This is a genomic window from Streptomyces carpinensis (assembly GCF_002154505.1).
Classification (GTDB): domain Bacteria; phylum Actinomycetota; class Actinomycetes; order Streptomycetales; family Streptomycetaceae; genus Streptomyces; species Streptomyces carpinensis.
In genome coordinates, this window is the sequence record NZ_MUBM01000221.1 from 44,325 (window position 1) to 62,461 (window position 18,137).

Below are 18,137 nucleotides of genomic sequence, written 5' to 3' on the forward strand. Positions count from 1 at the left end.
GGTTCGTGGCAGAGCCGGGCTCGGGGCTGCCGCCCCGAGCCCGGCGCCGATCGCTCCTTGCTACAGGTCCCGCACCCGGATGTTGCGGAACTCGATCAGGTCGTTGTCACTGTGGTTCTGCAGACCCACGTAGCCGCTGAAGAACTGACGCAGGTCCGTGGGCGGATCGCCCGCACGCGACGACGACTTGCCCGGCGTGTTGTCGAACTCGTTGATCACCACGCCGTTGCGGATGATCGTGTAGTGCTGCCCGACGACCCGGATCTCGTAGTCGTTCCACTGTCCCTTGGGAGTGACCCTCGCGTGGTCCAGGTCGAGTGGATCGAAGTTGTAGACCGAGCCGGTCTTCTGGGGCTCACCGGTGGCGCCGTCGTAGATCTGGATCTCGTTGCCGCAGTAGATCGCCACCCACTCCGGAGCGGTGCGGGCCGATCCCGTGGTGCTGCAGCCTTCAGGCCGCTGGGCCAGCGGCGTCCGCGGGTCGGGGAACCTCACGAACACACCGCTGTTGGCCTGGTGGCCCTCCGGGGCGACGTCCCGGAACTGCAGCCTGATCGAGTAGTCCTTGAACTGCTGCTTGCTGTACCACAGCATGCCCATGCCGCCGGAACTGCGCATGGTGCCGTCCGGCAGGAGCGAGAACGTGCCCGCGCCGGCCTGGCTCCATCCGGCGAGACTGCTCGCCGACCCGTCGAAGATGGACTTGTATCCGGGCGTCTTGCCGATGGGCGACTGGGCACCTTCCTTGCTGAGGGTCGCCGCCTCGTGGTTGTCGATGATGCCGTCCTTGCGGAACTGGTCCACCAGGTCGTTGAGGTTGCTGACGAACGCGCCGTGGTTCGGCCAGGCGCCCTCGTCGTCGATCAGGTCGTTGATCGTGCAGCCGCCGCCGACCTTGTGGTTGGCCACACCGGTGTCGGTGTCGAGCAGCCGGACCGTGGAACGGGCGTCGGGCGCCGTGCAGCCCACCGTCACGTCGATCTTCCCGGTGGACTGCTCGCCGTTGGCGTAGGTCACCTTGAGCGTGGCGTGGTAGGTGCCGTAGGAGGCGTAGGTGTGGGTGGGGTTGGCCTCGTGCGACGGCTGGCTGCCGTCACCGAAGTTCCACTCCCAGGAGACGCCGCCCGCCTTCGCGGCCGAGAACTGGATCGTCCGCGGCTTGCTCTGCGCGACCGCGCGTCCCGCGGCGTCGCTCGGGTTCGGCGTGGCCGGCCCACCGTGGTAGGCGACGCGGACCAGCTTCTGGTTCGAGTCGAGGCTGAAGAAGCCGCCGGCGTAGTCGAGCATGTAGAGCGCGCCGTCCGGGCCGAACTTGGCGTCCATCCAGCTCTGGATCTTGTTGTCCCCGACGCCGCCGGGGAGGATCCGGCGCAGGTCCTCGCCGAAGGCCGGCTGGGACTGGTCCTTGACGTTGTCCGGGGTGACGGTGACCGCGACGCGGTTGTTGGCGTTGGACTCGTCACCGATGAACCACTTGTTGTCCCAGTACGAGGGCCAGGCGACACCGCTGTTGGTGTCGACCTCCGAGCGGTGGTAGGTCGGGCCGTCCATGATGGCCTGGCCGCCGCCCTTGAGGTAGGGCTCGGTGTACTTCTCGTCGCTCTGCACGTACGTGGGCAGCCCGCTGCCGTCGCTGCGCTTCGGGTAGTCCACGCCGCCGCCCTGCGGCGAGTACCAGATCATGTTGCTGCGGATCGGCGGGAGGTCCACCAGTCCGGTGTTGCGGGGCGAGGTGTTCTTCGGGTGGTCGCAGTCGTACCAGCCGGTGAGCACGCTGGCGTCGGTGTTGCTGCGGTCACGGTAGGGCTGCTTGTTGCCCATGCAGTACGGCCAGCCCTGGTTGCCCGCGGAGGTGATGACGGTCGCGGTCTCGTACTTGGCCGGGCCCAGCTCCGGGTCGGGCGTCGGCGCGTCGGGGCCGACCCAGGCCGCGGTCAGCCAGTTGTTGGTCTTGTCCCAGGCGATCCGCGCGATGTTGCGGACACCCATGACGTAGATCTCCGGGCGGGTCTTGCCGCCGCCCTCCTCGTTGCCGGTGAACAGGTTGCCCTTGGGGATCGTGTACGTGCCGTCGGCCTCGGGGTGGATCCGCAGGATCTTGCCGTTGAGGTCGTTGGTGTTGCCGGCCGTACGGCGGGCGTCCTGGAAGGACAGGCCCTTGTAGTCCTTGGTCCAGTTGTTCCCGGAGTAGCCCGCCCCGGCTCCCTGCGAGGAGTTGTCGTCACCGACACCCACGTAGAGGTTGCCGTTGTTGTCGAACGTCATGCCGCCGCCGGTGTGGCAGCAGCTGTGGATCTGGGCGGTCCAGTGCAGCAGGTCCTTGCGGGTGCTCTTGTCGATGGACTGGTTCTTGAAGTCGTAGGTCAGGCGCGAGATGGTGCGCTGGCCCGTCTGCTTGTCCCGGTCGACCGACTCGTGCGGCATCCAGTAGATGTAGATCCAGCCGTTCTGCTCGAACTTGGGGTCGAGCGTGATGCCGACCAGACCCTCCTCGTTCTTGACCAGCTCGTCGCCGCTGCCGCGGTTGCCCATCACGTCGAGCGTGGTGAGCAGCTTGACCTGCTTGGTCTTGGGGTCCCACTGGTGGATCGTGCCGCAACCCAGGCCCACCTTGGGGTCGTTCCAGTCGGGGATCGGTCCGCTCGGGCAGGCCGCCTTGCCGATGTAGAAGGTCTTGCCGTCGGGGGCGATCGTCAGACCGTGGGGCTCACCGATCTGGTCGAGCTGGCCCGACTGGTTCTTGGCCGTGAGCCGATCGACCGAGTAGTTCGAGGCGATGGTCGCCTGGCAGTCGCCGCGGACCATGCCGGTCGTCCACTCGATGGCGCCGAGCAGATGACTCTGGAACTTGGTGTCCGAGGTGTAGCTGTCCTCGGTGCGGCCCATGCCGGTGTAGAACGACCGGCCGCCGTCGTAGTCCCGGCACCAGGAGATCGGGTGGAACGCGCCGTTGCCCGCCGGCCCGGCGTCGTAGGAGCTCTCCTCGACCTGGGCGACCGTCTGGACGTTGCCGCTCGGGTTCGGGTCCCAGTTCATCCACTGGTCGGACCGGGTCCACTTCAGCGGAAGGCCCTTGTTCGCCGGGTGCTGGCGGTCGGTGACGTCCACGACCGCCTGCTGCACCTTGGTCTCCGGCGCGGGCGCCGGGTCGGCGCCGAACAGCCGCAGCTCGGCCAACTGGGTCAGCGGCTCACCGGAGTTGGCCGTGACGTTCAGCCGGTAGTACTGGTAGGCCGTGGTGTTGGAGAACTTGTACTGCTTGGTCTGGAAACGGTCCGGGAAGCTCTGGCCGGACTGGGTGTCCAGCGTCTTCCAGGTGCTTCCGTCCTGAGAGCCCTGCAGGGTCCAGTCCTTGGGATCCCGGCCCGGGTAGTCGTTGGCCGACGTCAGCGCGTACTGGGCCACCGCGACGGCGTGGTCCATCTTCGCCGTCACCCACGCGGTGTTCTGATGAGCCAGCCACTTGGTGGTGTTGCTGCCGTCGAACAGCTTGGCCTTCGTCTCGTTCGGCGGGTTGTCGTCGCTCGCCGTGACGTCCGCCACCTTCTCGGAGGCGGGCAGGCTGGAGGCCGGGCGCGTGCCGATCAGGCCCGTGAACCAGCTGGAGTCGGCGTCCGCGCGCGCCGCGTCGTGGACGCCGACGAAGCCGCCGCCGCCCTTGACGTAGGCCTGGAACGCGGACTCCTCGTCGGAGGTGAGGGACACGCCCTTGGCCGACAGGAAGACCACGCCGCGATAGCGGGCCAGGCTGTCGGGGGTGAAGACGGACGGGTCGTCCGACTCGTCCACGGAGAAGCCGTTCTTCTGACCCAGTCCCTTGATCGTCGAGACGGCGGCCTTGACGGGGTCGTCCTGCTGATCGGCCGGTCCGTGGAAGACCAGGACGTTCACCGAGGCGTCGGCGCCGGCTCCCTGGTCCTGGTCGGGTGCGGACGGCGACTGCGCCTGTGCCTGCACGGCCGGCAGCGCGGACAGCCCCAGTGCCAGCGCGGAGCTGGACAGCAGGATGACCGCGCGTCGCCAGGCCGGTGCGTGGCGGGGGGTTCGGGCAGGGTGCGACGGTGGTGCTCCGCTTAGTCGTGACAGGGTGAACCGGTCTCTTCGGCCCATTCTTGCTCCTTGACTCGATCCGGCAACGGAAGAGTGGTCAGGGGGTGGAGCCAGGGCTGCCGCACGGGCCCCGCACGGCGGGCGCCGGGCGAGGCGGATTCGGATCGGCCATCGGGACGTGGGGAGACGGCCGGGGCACCGGAGCCGGTGAGGTCGCGGACGCCCCGGGACCTCACGGCCCAGGGCCGACCGACCGGCGGCAGGTGGTACACGCCCGTCAGACCGTCCGGTCAGGTCCGACGGGCGTGGCTTGAAGGGGTGGGGTGAGGGACGACGGCGGTCAGGTTCACATGCCGGGCATGTTGTGCATGTCGTGCATGTCGTGCATGCCGCCGGGAACCGAGCCGTCGGCCTCGGTCACCATGAAGACCCCGGACATTCCCATGTCCGAGTGGCTCTGCACGTGGCAGTGGTACATCCAGTGGCCCGCGCCGACCCGTTCGCCGGCGATCACCTGGAATCCGAAGGAGTCCGCGGGGCCGGTGGTCTTGGTGTCGATGACCCGGCTGACGTCCTGCGGGCCCTCGAGGATCCCGGTGCGGTTGTCCACCCAGCGGTGGCCGTGCACGTGGAAGGTGTGGAAGAAGTCGCCGTGGGTGATCACGATGAACTCCACCCGTTCGCCGCGGACGGCCTTGAACATGGGGGTGTTGGGAGCGGTCCTGTTGTTGATCGTCATGTCGTTGAACACGACCGTGAACTGCTTGTCGGGCAGCACATCGCCCTTGCGTCGCACCACCACGGGGCCGTACAGCCCCTTCTTGATCCCGCCGGTGCCGTGCTCGGTGCCCACGTTGTGGTCGTGGTAGTGCCAGTAGCCCGCGCTTCCGGCCTCCCACGTCCCGTCGTGACGCTTGCCCGGGGCGTGGGTGCGCCAGACGTAGGTTCTCCGCTCGCCGGGCTGGACCACACTGTCGTTCATCTTGGTGCCGTCGCTGGCGACGTCGTAGTCCAGGCCGTGCACGTGCAGACTGGCGGCGACGTCGAGGTTGTTGACCACCTCGATGTTCATGGTGTCGCCCTCGGTCAGCTCGATGAGCGGGCCCGGAATCGTCGCCTCACCCGGGCGGAGGCCGTAGCCCATCTCCCCGTTCGGCAGCTTCTCCATGTACAGCGTCAGGTTGCGGACGTCGCCGCCCTTGTCCGCCGCGGCGGGCTTGTCCGAGGTCGCGGCGGCGGCGGTGCCGAGCGCCGCGGGGACGACGGCCGCCGCCACAGCTCCAGTGGCGAACGATCGCCGGGACAAGAGGCGTCGCACGCCTGCGCCTGAGTCGGTCATCGCTCTCCAATCCGCGACAGGCGCGGGCGCCTGACGGCGTTTCGTGGTCGTGAGGAGTGCCGCCCCAGGCAACACAGCATCCGGACGCGGCGGTCTTGCGGTGGTGCGCCGGGCGTTCGGCCCCCACGGGGCCGGTAGAGAAGTCGTCGGGTTCGACAGCGTTGTCGTCGGGTCGGTTCGCCGGTCCGGGGGCCGTCCGGCGGGCGGATGCCCCGGTACGGCCGAACCCGGCTCGGCTCGGAAGGCGAACTGCGCCTCGGAACGGCCTCACCGTAACGGTGCTTCTCCAGTTTTTCCAGACTCAGGTCAAAGTTGGTTGGGTTGTGGCCATAGACCTTGGCGGGTCGTCAAAAGACCGGTAGCTTCCCAACGTTGCTGCAATCAGAGAGGTGGGTGAGCTGCGCGCGCGGGCACGCGGCGTCACCGCTCCGGCACGGGGCGGAGCGGACACCGCTCGCTCGCTCGTGCGGCCGCGGCCGGTCGCCATCGGTACCGCCCCGTGATCACCCACAGCTCCCTCATCGTGCCGCTGAGTTCAGGGCGCCGGTCACCTGACGGACCGAGTGCCATCGCCGCTCCGGACCGAGCTCCGCGCGGCACCCGGCCGGACGGGCCCCGACGCGGTCGTCCCGGCGGCTGGTCGTCCACCTGGCGGGACCGCGGATCCGTGCGCGGTACCGCGACAAGCGAATTCGCGAAAGGTACAGCGGTGTTCAGAAGACTGCTCCATACCCAGACGGATCCGCCCCCCTCCAGATCCGCGCCGCGGGGCCGGTTCGGTACGCATCCGATCGTGCTGGCGCTGGGAGCCTTGTTGGTCACGGCGTTCGCGTTGGCCGCGCCGGCCGCCTACGCGGCCTGGAGCGGGGCCGACAACACGGCCGCGGCCCAGGTGCTCACCTGGACCGCCGGTGACGGCTACACGGGCTACACGTCCGCTCCCACCACCGCGGTGGCCGGCCCGGCGACGATCGTGTTCGAGAACAGCGCGGCGACCGGCAACACCACGGGGATGCCGCACACGCTGACGTTCGACACCTCGAACACCGACTACAACACCGACGTCAGCCTCAACATCCAGGCGAGCCCGTCGGACTCCAGCGGCGGCCGGCACACGGCGGAGGTCACCCTGACCCCCGGCGTCTACCGCTACTACTGCGTGATGCCGGGCCACATCATGTCCGGCGAACTGACCGTCACCGCGGGCTCCGGGGGCGACACGACCGCTCCGGACACGTCGGCATCCGTGTCGGGTACGAAGGATGCCTCCGGGAACTATGTCGACAGTGCGACCGTCACGCTGTCGGCTACGGACTCCGGTTCGGGTGTGGACAAGATCGAGTACGCGCTCGACGGTGGGGCGTACGCGACGTACAGCGCACCGGTGAAGGTGAGCGCTGTGGGTCAGCACACGGTGTCGTACCGGGCGACGGACAAGGCGGGCAACACCTCGGCGGTGAAGTCGGTGTCGTTCACGGTGGTGGCGGCTCCGCCGCAGGACACGACCGCTCCGGACACGTCGGCCTTGGTGTCGGGGACCAAGGATGCTTCCGGGAACTATGTCGACAGTGCGACGGTCACGGTGTCGGCTACGGACTCCGGCTCTGGGGTGGCCAAGATCGAGTACTCGCTCGACAACGGCGCCTACGCGGACTACACCGCGCCGGTGAAGGTGAGCAGTGTCGGTCAGCACACGGTGTCGTACCGGGCGACGGACAAGGCGGGCAACACCTCGGCGGTGAAGTCGGTGTCCTTCACGATCGTGGCGGCTCCGCCGCAGGACACCACCGCACCGGACACGTCGGCCTCGGTGTCGGGGACCAAGGACGCTTCGGGCAATTACGTCGACAGCGCGACGGTCACGCTGTCGGCTACGGACTCCGGTTCGGGCGTGGACAAGATCGAGTACGCGCTCGACGGTGGGGCGTACGCGACGTACAGCGCACCGGTGAAGGTGAGCGCTGTGGGTCAGCACACGGTGTCGTACCGGGCGACGGACAAGGCCGGCAACACCTCGGCGGTGAAGTCGGTGTCGTTCACGATCGTGGCGGCTCCGCCGCAGGACACCACCGCGCCGGAGACGTCAGCCACTGTGTCTGGGACGAAGGACGCCTCCGGTAACTACGTCTCCAGCGCGACGGTGACGGTGACTGCCTCCGACGCGGAGTCGGGTGTGGCCAAGATCGAATACTCGCTCGACAACGGTGCCTACAAGGACTACAGCGCGCCGGTGCAGGTCGGCACGGTCGGCCAGCACACGGTGTCGTACCGGGCGACGGACAAGGCCGGCAACACGTCCGCGGCGCAGTCCGTGTCGTTCACCGTCGTGGCGGCTCCGCCGCAGGACACCACTCCGCCGGAGGTGTCGGCCTCCGTGTCGGGGACGAAGGACGCCTCCGGCAACTACGTGGGCGGTGCGACGGTGACGGTGACGGCGTCGGACTCGGGGTCGGGCGTGGCCGCGACCGAGTACTCCCTGGACGGCGGCCCCTACCTGCCGTACTCCGCGCCGGTGGCGGTGAACCGGGCAGGGAGCCACACCTTCCTGTACCGGGCCACCGACAAGGCGGGCAACACGTCCGCGGCCAAGTCGCTGACCCTGACCGTCGTGGACAGCAAGCCGCCCACCGACTGCCCTGAGGCGGACGACCGTTCGACGGTGTTCGTGGGCACGATCAACACGGGCATCCCCAACCGCGTCACGACGAACGGCTGCACGATCAACGAGCTGATCGAGGACCACGCGGCCTGGACCAACCATGGCGCGTTCGTCTCGTCCGTCGAGAAGCTCGTCGCGGACCTCCGGAGCGAGGGCGTCGTCGACCAGCGGGAGGCGGGCGCCATCAAGAAGGCCGCCGGCCGTTCCGACGTCGGCATGCCGCACACCGCCCGTACGGAGCGGTGAGGTGACGGCGGGGGGCAGCTGACCCCCCGCCTCGTACGAGAGGACTCGGCGGGCCTGAACGAGCGCCTGCCGAGGCGACTCGGACGGCTCGACCGCACGGCACCAGGGCCCGATGGAGTGGAACCGGCAGGTTCCACTCCATCGGGCCCTGCCCGCTGTGGGGGTGTGTCAGGACCTGCCCGGCGGATCCGCGCCGCTGGCGCGAGTCCCGTTCATGCACCTTCACGGCGGTGACTTCAAATCGGCTTTGTCCATTGCGAGATGAAAGTTCATCGGACTGCTGCACAAGTTCTTTCGTGTTCGGCACCACGGTGCTACGGTCCTTTTGAAAGTCGCGCCCCGAATCGCCGGGTGCGCGTACGGCTTCGGCGACGACGGGAGGGGTGGCGTGAGGCGCATGACGGCTCGACCGGCCAATGTCCACCAGGCCACACTGCTCCGTCTGTTGCGCGACCTCGGCCCGCAGTCCCGGGTCGCTCTGGGTGACCGGGTGGAGCTGTCGCGTTCGAAGCTCGCGGTCGAGATCGACCGGCTGCTGGAGACGGGCCTCGTCGTCCAGGACGGTCTCGCCGCCTCCCGTGGCGGCCGCCGCTCGCACAACGTCCGGATCGCTCCCTCGCTGCGATTCCTCGGCGTGGACATCGGTGCCACGTCCGTGGACGCCGCGGTCACCAACGCGGAGCTGGAGGTGCTCGGCCACCTTTCCGAGCCGCTGGACGTTCGTGAGGGCCCGGTCGCCGTGTTCGAGCGGGTGCTCGCCCTGGCCGCCAAGCTGCGCGAGGCCGGCCTGGCGGAGCACTTCGACGGCGCCGGGATCGGCGTCCCGGGGCCCGTCCGGTTCCCCGAGGGCGTCCCCGTCGCACCGCCGATCATGCCCGGCTGGGACGGTTTCCCCGTCCGCGAGGCGCTGAGCCAGGAGCTCGGCTGCCCCGTCCTCGTCGACAACGACGTGAACCTGATGGCCCTCGGCGAGCAGCAGGCCGGCGTCGCCCGGTCCGTGCGTGACTTCCTGTGGGTCAAGGTGGGGACCGGCATCGGCTGCGGCATCGTCGTCGGCGGCGAGGTCCACCGCGGTGTCACCGGCAGTGCCGGCGACATCGGCCACATCCAGGTGGACCCGGACGGGCCGCCGTGCGCCTGCGGTAACACCGGTTGCCTGGAGGCGCACTTCGGCGGCGGCGCCCTGGTGCGGGACGCGACCGCGCTCGCCGAGACGGGCCGCTCGGCGGAACTGGCCGGGCGGCTCGAGGCGGCCGGACGGCTGACCCCGGAGGACGTCTCGGCGGCCGCCGGCGCCGGTGACGCCGCGTCCCTCGAACTGATCCGCCTGGGCGGAAGCCGCACCGGCCAGGTCATCGCCGGCCTGGTCAGCTTCTTCAACCCCGGCCTCGTGGTCATCGGGGGAGGGCTCACCGGGCTGGGCCACACCCTCCTGGCCAGCGTCCGTACCCAGATCTACCGGCAGTCCCTGCCGTTGGCGACCGGCAACCTGCCGATCGTCCTCGGCGAGCTCGGCCAGGTCGCCGGTGTCGTCGGCGCCACCCGGCTGATCAGCGACCACATCTTCTCACCGGCCTGACGCGCCCCCGCGCGGCCGGAATCCGTTCCCCGCGAACGGACGTGATCCCCGCGTCCGTTGCCCGCGCCACACGCATCCTTCAGGAGCGCCTATGGACAGTCAGCACGGCTCGCCCACGATCGGGGTGGGCATGGTCGGATACGCCTTCATGGGCCGCGCGCACTCGCACGCCTGGCGTACCGTCGCCTGTGCCTTCGATCTGCCCATACGCCCGGTCATGGCCGCCCTCGCCGGACGCGAGCGAGCGGCACTGGAAGAGGCCGCCCGGCGTCAGCTCTGGGCCGCCACCGACACCGACTGGCGGGCCCTGATCGCCCGCCCCGACGTTCAGCTGGTCGACGTCTGCACCCCGGGGTCCAGCCACGCCGAGATCGCGATCGCGGCCCTGGAGGCCGGTAAGCACGTGTTGTGCGAGAAGCCGCTCGCCAACACCGTCGAGGAGGCGGAGGCGATGGCCGCCGCCGCGGCCGCGGCCTCGCGCCGCGGCGTGCGCTCCATGGTGGGCTTCAGCTACCGGCGCACGCCGGCGCTCGCCCTCGCCCGCCGCCTGATCGCCGACGGCCGTCTCGGCAGCCTGCGGCACGTACGCGCACAGTACCTACAGGACTGGATCGTGGATCCGGAATACCCCCTGGTGTGGCGGCTGCAGCGCGAGCACGCCGGCTCCGGCGCGCTGGGCGACCTCGGCGCCCACATCGTCGACCTGGCCCAGTACCTGGTCGGCGAGCGGTTGACGGGAGTCTCCGCGCTGACCGAGACGTTCGTCCGCGAACGTCCGCTGCCCGCGGCGTCCTCGGGGCTCGCGGCAGTCGTCGACGGGACCGCGCCACGCGGAGAAGTCACGGTGGACGACGCCGCGTTGTTCACCGGCCGGTTCCCCGGCGGTGCCATCGCGTCCTTCGAGGCCACCCGGGTCGCCGCCGGCCGCAAGAACGCCCTGCGCGTCGAGATCAACGGCGATCGCGGCAGCATCGCCTTCGATCTGGAGCGCCTCAACGAACTGGACTTCCACGACCACACCGAGGCGTCCGCGACGGCGGGCTTCAGGAGGATCCTGGTCACCGAACCCGACCACCCCTATCTGGACGGATGGTGGCCGCCGGGTCACGGACTCGGCTACGACCACACCTTCGTCCACCAGGTGCGCGATCTGCTGCAGGCCATCGACGAGGGCCGGGATCCCGAACCGTCCTTCGCCGACGGGCTGCAGGTGCAGCGGGTGCTCGCCGCGGTGGAGCACAGTGCCGCGCACGGCAGCGTATGGACGCCCGTCGCACACGAGGAAGTCGCGCCGGAGGACTCGCCGCCACCGTCCGGAACCGGCGACCCCGTCGCGGTGGTCGCTCCCTGAGCGAACGCCGCGGCGCCGGCCGGCCCGGTGGTTCCGCCAACACCGCACGTCCCACCCGGCCGGCCGTCCACGACCGACGTACACGTTCCGTTCACGCGAAGGAGGATTTCAAGGAAACTCCGAAGATAAATCCGCTCAGTCGAGCACTTTCATTCGCCGGCCGGAGACCGGATGTTACTGACCGGTGACATGCGCCGTACGGCAGACGTCGGTAAATCCGGGGCCCGTTCGACCCTGTGTTCCCGGAAATGCCCGCCTGCCTCCCCGCGGGTCTCGTGCGTCATTCGGGCGGAGTTCCGTAATCCGCCGGGCATGAGGTGCGCCGGCCCTCACAGCACACGAGTTCCCGAGGTGGGCGAGCAGACGGCGCCGGCCGCCCGGCGTCCCGCCGCACCGGCGAACGGCACGCAGTTCGGGGCATTCCAGACGTGCCGCGATGCGGAATGCCCAAAAGTGTTACAGGTGTTGCCGCTTCTGGCCACGAGAAGTTCCGAAAGTTCGCGAACCCTTTTCAAACAACGCTGTGAGAACTACCTTCCTCTCAGCGCGCAAGGTGACCAGGGAGCGGCCGGATCCGGGAAACCCGGACGGACGCACGGACCCATCGGAAAACACCCGACCGGAACCACCGAATCCCACCCACGAGGAAACCGCCGAGGAGCCACGACCGGCCCCCGGCCGGACCGGGATCACCGCCACCCACGACACGTCCGACCCCTCACCGGCCTCCGAGCCGAGGCCACCCGTGAGGGACCAACTGCTCCATGAGATCGACAAGTCGACGAACCGTCATGTGCCCCTGGGAGGGCCGGCGGAGACCGCATCAGAGGGAGACCCATGAGTGCCCCGCTGCTCGAGATGCAAGGCGTCGTCAAGGAGTTCCCCGGCGTCCGGGCCCTCGACGGCGTCGACCTCGACGTGGTCGCCGGAGAAGTCCACTGCCTGCTGGGCCAGAACGGCGCCGGCAAATCCACGCTCATCAAGGTCCTCGCCGGAGCCCACCAGCCCGACGAGGGACACATCGCCTGGGAGGGCGAACCGGTCACGCTCCCGACCCCGACGGCCGCCATGCGCCACGGGATCGCCACCATCTACCAGGAACTCGACCTGGCCGACGGCCTGACGGTGGCGGAGAACATCTACCTGGGGCACGAGCAGTCCCGGCTGGGCTTCGCCCAGCGCTCGCGGATGCACGACGCCGCACGGCAACTCCTGCGCAGGCTCGGGCACCCGGAGATCCCCGTCACGCGCGAGGTGGGCGACCTCTCCTCGGCCGGCAAGCAGCTCGTGTCCATGGCACGCGCCCTCTCGCACGACACAAGACTCATCATCATGGACGAGCCCTCCGCCGTCCTCGCCCACGACGAGGTGGACAACCTCTTCCGCATCATCGGCGACCTCACCGCCGCCGGCGTGGCCGTCGTCTACATCTCGCACCGCATGGAGGAGATCCGCCGGATCGGGGACCGCGTCACCGTGCTCAAGGACGGCCGCACGGTCGCACGGGGACTGCCCGCGCGCACCACCCCCACCTCCGAACTGGTCTCGCTGATGACCGGCCGCACCGTCGAGTACGTCTTCCCGCCGAGGCCGCAGACACCTGGCCCGAAGGAGCGCCCGATGCTCCTGGAGGTCGAAGGCATCAGCCGCCCGGGGGAGTTCGAGGACGTGTCCCTCACCGTCCGGGCCGGCGAGATCGTCGGGCTGGCGGGCCTGGTCGGCTCCGGCCGCTCGGAGATCCTCGAAACGGTCTACGGGGCCCGCCGTTCGGCCTCCGGGCGCATCAGCGTGGCCGGAAAGGTGCTACGGCCCGGCAGCATCACCGCCGCCGTCCGGGCGGGCATCGGGCTCGCCCCGGAGGAGCGCAAGAGCCAGGCGCTGTTCATGCACTCCTCCATCGCCCACAACGTGTCCATGTCCTCGCTGCGGCGGTTCGCCCGCGCGGGGTTCCTCGACTCCCGCTCCGAACTGGCCGCCACGACGGAGGCGGTCCGCAGCCTCGACCTGCGGCCCCCCGACCCGACCCGACCGGTGCGCACGCTGTCCGGCGGCAACCAGCAAAAGGCAGTCGTCGCCCGCTGGTTGCTCAAGGACTGCCGGCTCCTGCTGCTGGACGAGCCCACCCGCGGTGTCGACGTCGGGGCGCGGGCGGAGCTCTACATGCTCATCCGGCGGCTCGCCGACTCGGGAGTCGGTGTGCTCCTCGTCTCCAGCGAGGTGCCCGAGGTCCTCGGCCTCGCCGACCGCGTCCTCGTCATGCGCGAAGGGCGGGTGGTCCGCGAGGCCGACGCCCTGGACCTCGACGAATCGAAAGTGCTCGACCTCGTCATGGAAGGGAGCTCCGCGTGAGCCAGCAGACCAGTCCCCCCGGCGGGAGCGGTCCGCTGCCCGCCACCGGCCAGGGATCGGCGTCAGGATCCGTACGGCAGACCGGCCCGTCCCCGGGCAAGGGCAGCGGACCGGCCTTCCTCGGGCACATGGGCAGGGTGCGCAACCTAGGCCTGTTCGTCGTCCTCGTGCTGCTGTGCGTCGTCGGCGCACTGACCTCGGGCAACTTCGCCACCCGGCAGAACGCCCTGGTCATCCTCAGCAGCGCGGCCGTCATCGGCGTCATCACGATCGGCCAGACCTTCGTCATCATCGGCGGCGGCATCGACCTGTCCGTCGGCGCGATCGTGGCGCTCGCCTCCGTGTGGTGCACCACCGTGGCCACCCAGTCCTACGGGCTGGGCGGCATGATCGTCTGCGCGCTCGCCGTGGGCGCGGTCGTCGGCCTGATCAACGGCCTGATCATCTCCTACGGCAACATCGTCGCGTTCATCGTCACGATCGCCATGATGGCGAGCGCCCGAGGACTCGCCGAGCGGATCTCCGACCGGCAGTCCCAGGTGGTCACGGTCGACTCGTTCAACTCCATCGCCTCCACCAAGTGGCTCGGCATCCCGCTGCTGGTCTACATCCTGGCGGTGGCCGTGGTCCTCGGCTGGGTGCTGCTCAACCGCACCACCTTCGGCCGGCGGACGTTCGCCATCGGCGGCAACCAGGAGGCCGCGCGCCTCGCCGGCCTCGACGTGCGCCGCCACACCCTGGTGCTGTACGTCCTGTCCGGCCTGTGCTGCGGCATCGCCGCGGTCATGCTGACCGCGCGGACCACCTCCGGCGCCAGCAACCTCGGCAACCTCTACGAACTGGACTCGATCGCCGCGGTGATCATCGGCGGGACGCTGCTGACCGGCGGCCGCGGCTCGCTCATCGGCTCGATCCTGGGCGTCCTGGTGTTCACCACGATCACCAACATCTTCGTGCTGAACAACCTCACCACCGACATTCAGCAGATCGCCAAGGGTCTGATCATCGTCGCCGCCGTGCTGATCCAGCGGCGCGGACGCCGGACCGCGGCCCCGTAGCCGCGGCGCGGACGGCGGCCCAGTCCCCGCTGCCGCCGACCGCGCCGCCCCGGCCCAGCCGCGCGGCACGCCCGCATCGACCACGGCAGGCACACCCCAGGCAGGACACCCGTGACGGGAAGGACTAGCGAGATGGACAAGCGCGGACTCGGCGGAATGGACCGCAGAAGGCTCCTCTTCAGCGGCGCGGCACTCGGCGGCGGAGCCATGATCGCCGGCTGCACCAGCAACAAGAGCGACGCGTCCACCGACGACGTCAAGGCGGCGAGCAAGGCCGGCACCGACAACGACAAGCCGGGCAAGCAGGTGACGATCGGGTTCTCGGCCCCGGCCGCCGACCACGGCTGGATGGCGGCCATCACCAAGAACGCCATGGCGCAGGCCAAGCAGTACTCCGATGTGCACTTCGAGGCCGTCGAGGGCACCAACGACGTCAACGCGCAGATCAGCCAGGTCCAGACGCTGATCGGCAAGAAGGTGGACGTCCTGGTCATCCTGCCGTTCGACGGCAAGGCGCTGACCTCCGTGGCCCAGCAGGCGATGGACGCGGGCATCCCCGTCATCAACGTCGACCGCGTCTTCGACACCCCGCTCGCGTACCGGACGTGGATCGGCGGCGACAACTTCGGCATGGGGCTCAACGCCGGCCTCTACATCGGCCGGACCCTCAAGGCCAAGGGCGTCTCCTCGCCCGTGATCGGCGAGATCGCCGGCATCGACAATCTCGAACTCACCAAGCAGCGCAGCGCCGGGTTCAAGAAGGGCCTGGCCAAGTACGGCTTCCGCGTGGGGATCCGGCAGGCCGCCGACTTCACCGCCGACTCCGGCCAGCAGGTGATGAGCAACGTGCTCCAGGCACGCTCGCACCTGGACGCGGTGTGGAACCACGACGACGACCAGGGCATCGGCGTCGAGGCGGCCATCAAGCAGGCGGGCCGCGACGAGTTCTTCATGGTCGGCGGCGCCGGCTCCAAGCACGCCATGACGGAGATCAAGGCCGACAGCTCCGTGCTCAAGGCCACGGTCGTCTACCCGACGAACATGTCCGCCGCCGCGATCAAGCTCGCCCGGCTCATCGCCCAGCACAAGGGCATGGGCGACCTGGTGGGCGAGGACCTGCCGTCCTCGTTGACCCTGTTCTCCGCCACCGTGACCAAGGAGAACGTCGACCAGTACCTGCCCGGCGCCTTCAGCTGACCCAGCACCCACCGTCCCCGGAATCAGGTCACGAAAGGTTGATTATGTCCCGCAGAGGTATCGTCGCGCTGTTGTCCGCGGCCGCTCTGGCACTGCCACTCGCGGCCACCAGCGCCACCACCGCACACGCGGCGGAACCGGCGTTCCGGGTGCTGGTGTTCTCCAAGACCACCGCCTTCCGGCACGACTCCATCCCCGCCGGTGTGGCGGCGATCCAGAAGCTCGGCCAGGAGAACGGCTTCGCGGTCGACGCGACCGAGGACGCCACCCAGTTCAACGACGCCAACCTGGCGAAGTACCGGACGGTCGTCTTCGTCTCCACCACGGGCGACCCGCTGGACCAGCAGTCCGAGAAGGACGCCTTCCAGCGCTACATCGAACACGGCGGCGGCTACGTCGGCATCCACGCCGCCGCCGACTCCGGCTACACCTGGGCCTGGTACGGCGGCCTGGTCGGCGCGTACTTCAACGACCACCCGTCGATCCAGCAGGCGACCGTGAACGTCGTGGGCCAGGGCACCGCTGCCACCAGGGGTCTGCCCAACCGCTGGGTCCGCACCGACGAGTGGTACAACTACCGCTCCAACCCCCGCTCCGACGTGCGTGTCCTGGCCACGCTGGACGAGCGGACGTACAACCCGGTCGGCTACAACGGCGGCTCGATGGGCGCGGACCACCCCATCGCGTGGTGCCACCCGTACGACGGCGGCCGGTCCTTCTACACCGGCATGGGCCACACCAAGGAGAGCTACGCCGACCCGCTGTTCCTGTCGCACGTCCTCGGCGGCATCCAGATGACGGCCGGTACGGCGAAGTTCAACTGCGATCCGGAAAGCACCGACTGACCGGCAGGTGACGTGCCCCGGCGCGCCCGCCGTCCCAGGCGGCGCGCCGGGCACCCGGTACCCGCCCGCCCACATCGACGCCGGCTCGGGTCACCGGCACGTCTTCCCCGGGTGACCCCCACGCCAGGCCCTGACCCCGGACGACCGTCCGGAGGGGAGCGGAAGCAGGTGACAGGGGGCAGCGACATCGACAGCGAGGAACGAGGCGGCCGGGCGCGACCACGCACGGCCGACGGAGGTGACGAGATGCCAGATCAGCGCAGTCGCACGGGTGTCTGGTTGGCGGGGGCGCGGGGATCGGTGGCCACCACGGTCGTCGCCGGCACGGCCGCTCTGCGGGCGGGGCTGGCCGGTCCGACCGGGTGCGTCACCGAGCAGCCGGGGTTCCCCGAAGCCGGCCTGCCCGCCATGTCCGACCTTGTCTTCGGGGGGCACGACGTCGCCTGCACGCCGCTGCCCAAGCGGGCCGAGCAGTTGGTCGCGGCCGGCGTGCTGCCCCACGGGCTGCCCACCGCCGTGCACGACGACCTGGCCGCGGCCGATGCGGAGATACGCCCGGCTCCTCTCCCGGGCCCGGACATGAGCCAGTCGGACGCCGTAGAAGCGATATGCGCCGACATCGCCGCCTTCCGCGAGCGGCACGGTCTCGCACGGGTGGTCGTCGTCAACGTCTCCTCGACCGAACCGGTCCTGCGGGCACACCCGGGGCACGACTCGGCAGGGGCCCTGCGGGCCGCGCTGGCCGCCGGTGAGGACGTGCTGCCGTCCAGCTCCCTGTACGCCCTGGCCGCGATCACGGCCGGGTGCGCCCACGTCGACTTCACGCCGTCCGCCGGCATGCGGATCCCGGCCCTGCGCGAGATGGCCGAGCAGGCCGGCCTGCCGTACGCCGGGAACGACGGCAAGACCGGGGAGACCCTGCTCAAGGCGACCCTCGGGCCGATGTTCGCCGCCCGGGGCCTGCGGGTGAGCAGCTGGTCCGGCACCAACCTGCTCGGCGGCGGCGACGGCGAGACGCTCGCCGATCCCGCGGCGATGGCCAGCAAGACCGCCTCCAAGCAGCGGGTGCTCGCCGAGACGCTGGGACACCCCGTCGAGGGCGAGGTCCACATCGACTACGTGCCCTCCCTCGGCGACTGGAAGACCGCCTGGGACCACGTGACGTTCGAGGGGTTCCTCGGCGTGCGGATGAACCTCCAGTTCACCTGGGCCGGTTGTGACTCGGCGCTGGCCGCCCCCCTGGTGATCGACCTCGCCCGGCTGGCGGCCCGGGCCCACGAGCGCGGGATCTCCGGTCCCCTCGGCGAGCTGGCCTTCTTCTTCAAGGACCCCGTCGGCAGCGGTGAGCACGCCGTGATGACCCAGTACGAGACGCTGCGGGCCTTCGCCGCCCGGCTCGGAGGCCGGCGGTGATCCGCCCGTCCCTGCTCCGGCCCGGCCCGGGCCCCGCCCGGTGGGGAGGCG

10 protein-coding genes are annotated in these 18,137 nt (G+C 69.9%); 8 read left to right on the plus strand and 2 right to left on the minus strand.

All coding sequences use genetic code 11. The annotated features are described in order from the left end of the window. Window positions 1-60: 60 nt before the first annotated feature. Together BZY54_RS28430 and BZY54_RS28435 are read right to left on the minus strand one after the other, a co-directional pair. Entirely contained in the window at window positions 61-4,110 is a 4,050-nt protein-coding gene (locus tag BZY54_RS28430) for a ThuA domain-containing protein (protein ID WP_086728189.1), read from the minus strand. A gap of 286 nt (window positions 4,111-4,396) precedes the next feature. After that, window positions 4,397-5,389, minus strand: a complete 993-nt coding sequence (locus tag BZY54_RS28435; RefSeq protein WP_086728190.1) for a multicopper oxidase domain-containing protein — start codon at window positions 5,387-5,389, stop codon at window positions 4,397-4,399. Window positions 5,390-6,179: 790 nt separating this feature from the next. Between BZY54_RS28435 and BZY54_RS28440 the strand changes: the two genes are divergently transcribed. The 8 genes from BZY54_RS28440 to BZY54_RS28475 all read left to right on the plus strand — a co-directional run bounded on the left by BZY54_RS28440 (window position 6,180) and on the right by BZY54_RS28475 (window position 18,086). After that, window positions 6,180-8,294, plus strand: coding sequence for an OmpL47-type beta-barrel domain-containing protein (locus BZY54_RS28440; protein WP_208640792.1), 2,115 nt, complete (start codon window positions 6,180-6,182; stop codon window positions 8,292-8,294). A 397-nt stretch (window positions 8,295-8,691) separates the two neighbouring features. After that, window positions 8,692-9,873 carry an ROK family transcriptional regulator gene (locus BZY54_RS28445; RefSeq protein ID WP_086728191.1) on the plus strand — a complete coding sequence of 394 codons (1,182 nt, stop codon included), beginning with the start codon at window positions 8,692-8,694 and terminating at the stop codon, window positions 9,871-9,873. Between the two features lie 91 nt (window positions 9,874-9,964). Beyond that, the gene (locus BZY54_RS28450) at window positions 9,965-11,224 is read left to right on the plus strand and encodes a Gfo/Idh/MocA family protein (protein WP_086728192.1); all 1,260 of its coding nucleotides are present in this window, start codon (window positions 9,965-9,967) and stop codon (window positions 11,222-11,224) included. An 837-nt stretch (window positions 11,225-12,061) separates the two neighbouring features. Continuing rightward, the gene (locus BZY54_RS28455; protein WP_244217379.1) at window positions 12,062-13,573 is read left to right on the plus strand and encodes a sugar ABC transporter ATP-binding protein; all 1,512 of its coding nucleotides are present in this window, start codon (window positions 12,062-12,064) and stop codon (window positions 13,571-13,573) included. After that, entirely contained in the window at window positions 13,570-14,631 is a 1,062-nt protein-coding gene (locus BZY54_RS28460) for an ABC transporter permease (RefSeq protein WP_425276325.1), read from the plus strand. The genes BZY54_RS28455 and BZY54_RS28460 overlap by 4 nt, the downstream gene beginning before the upstream one ends. Window positions 14,632-14,763: 132 nt before the next feature. Next, entirely contained in the window at window positions 14,764-15,828 is a 1,065-nt protein-coding gene (locus BZY54_RS28465; RefSeq protein WP_086728193.1) for a substrate-binding domain-containing protein, read from the plus strand. 44 nt (window positions 15,829-15,872) lie between these two features. After that, window positions 15,873-16,673: a ThuA domain-containing protein gene (locus tag BZY54_RS28470; protein WP_086728194.1), complete on the plus strand. Its 801-nt coding sequence runs from the start codon at window positions 15,873-15,875 to the stop codon at window positions 16,671-16,673. A 246-nt stretch (window positions 16,674-16,919) separates the two neighbouring features. Beyond that, a complete protein-coding gene (locus BZY54_RS28475; protein WP_086728195.1) occupies window positions 16,920-18,086 on the plus strand; it encodes an inositol-3-phosphate synthase in 1,167 nt (388 codons plus the stop codon). Window positions 18,087-18,137 lie beyond the last annotated feature (51 nt).

What these genes read in the sequence shown, in the direction of transcription:
- BZY54_RS28430 (WP_086728189.1), bottom strand. Translation starts at nt 4,110, where the DNA reads ATGGGCCGAAGAGACCGGTTCACCCTGTCACGACTAAGCGGAGCACCA.
- BZY54_RS28435 (WP_086728190.1), bottom strand. Translation starts at nt 5,389, where the DNA reads ATGACCGACTCAGGCGCAGGCGTGCGACGCCTCTTGTCCCGGCGATCG.
- BZY54_RS28445 (WP_086728191.1), top strand. Translation starts at nt 8,692, where the DNA reads ATGACGGCTCGACCGGCCAATGTCCACCAGGCCACACTGCTCCGTCTG.
- BZY54_RS28450 (WP_086728192.1), top strand. Translation starts at nt 9,965, where the DNA reads ATGGACAGTCAGCACGGCTCGCCCACGATCGGGGTGGGCATGGTCGGA.
- BZY54_RS28455 (WP_244217379.1), top strand. Translation starts at nt 12,062, where the DNA reads ATGAGTGCCCCGCTGCTCGAGATGCAAGGCGTCGTCAAGGAGTTCCCC.
- BZY54_RS28465 (WP_086728193.1), top strand. Translation starts at nt 14,764, where the DNA reads ATGGACAAGCGCGGACTCGGCGGAATGGACCGCAGAAGGCTCCTCTTC.
- BZY54_RS28470 (WP_086728194.1), top strand. Translation starts at nt 15,873, where the DNA reads ATGTCCCGCAGAGGTATCGTCGCGCTGTTGTCCGCGGCCGCTCTGGCA.
- BZY54_RS28475 (WP_086728195.1), top strand. Translation starts at nt 16,920, where the DNA reads ATGCCAGATCAGCGCAGTCGCACGGGTGTCTGGTTGGCGGGGGCGCGG.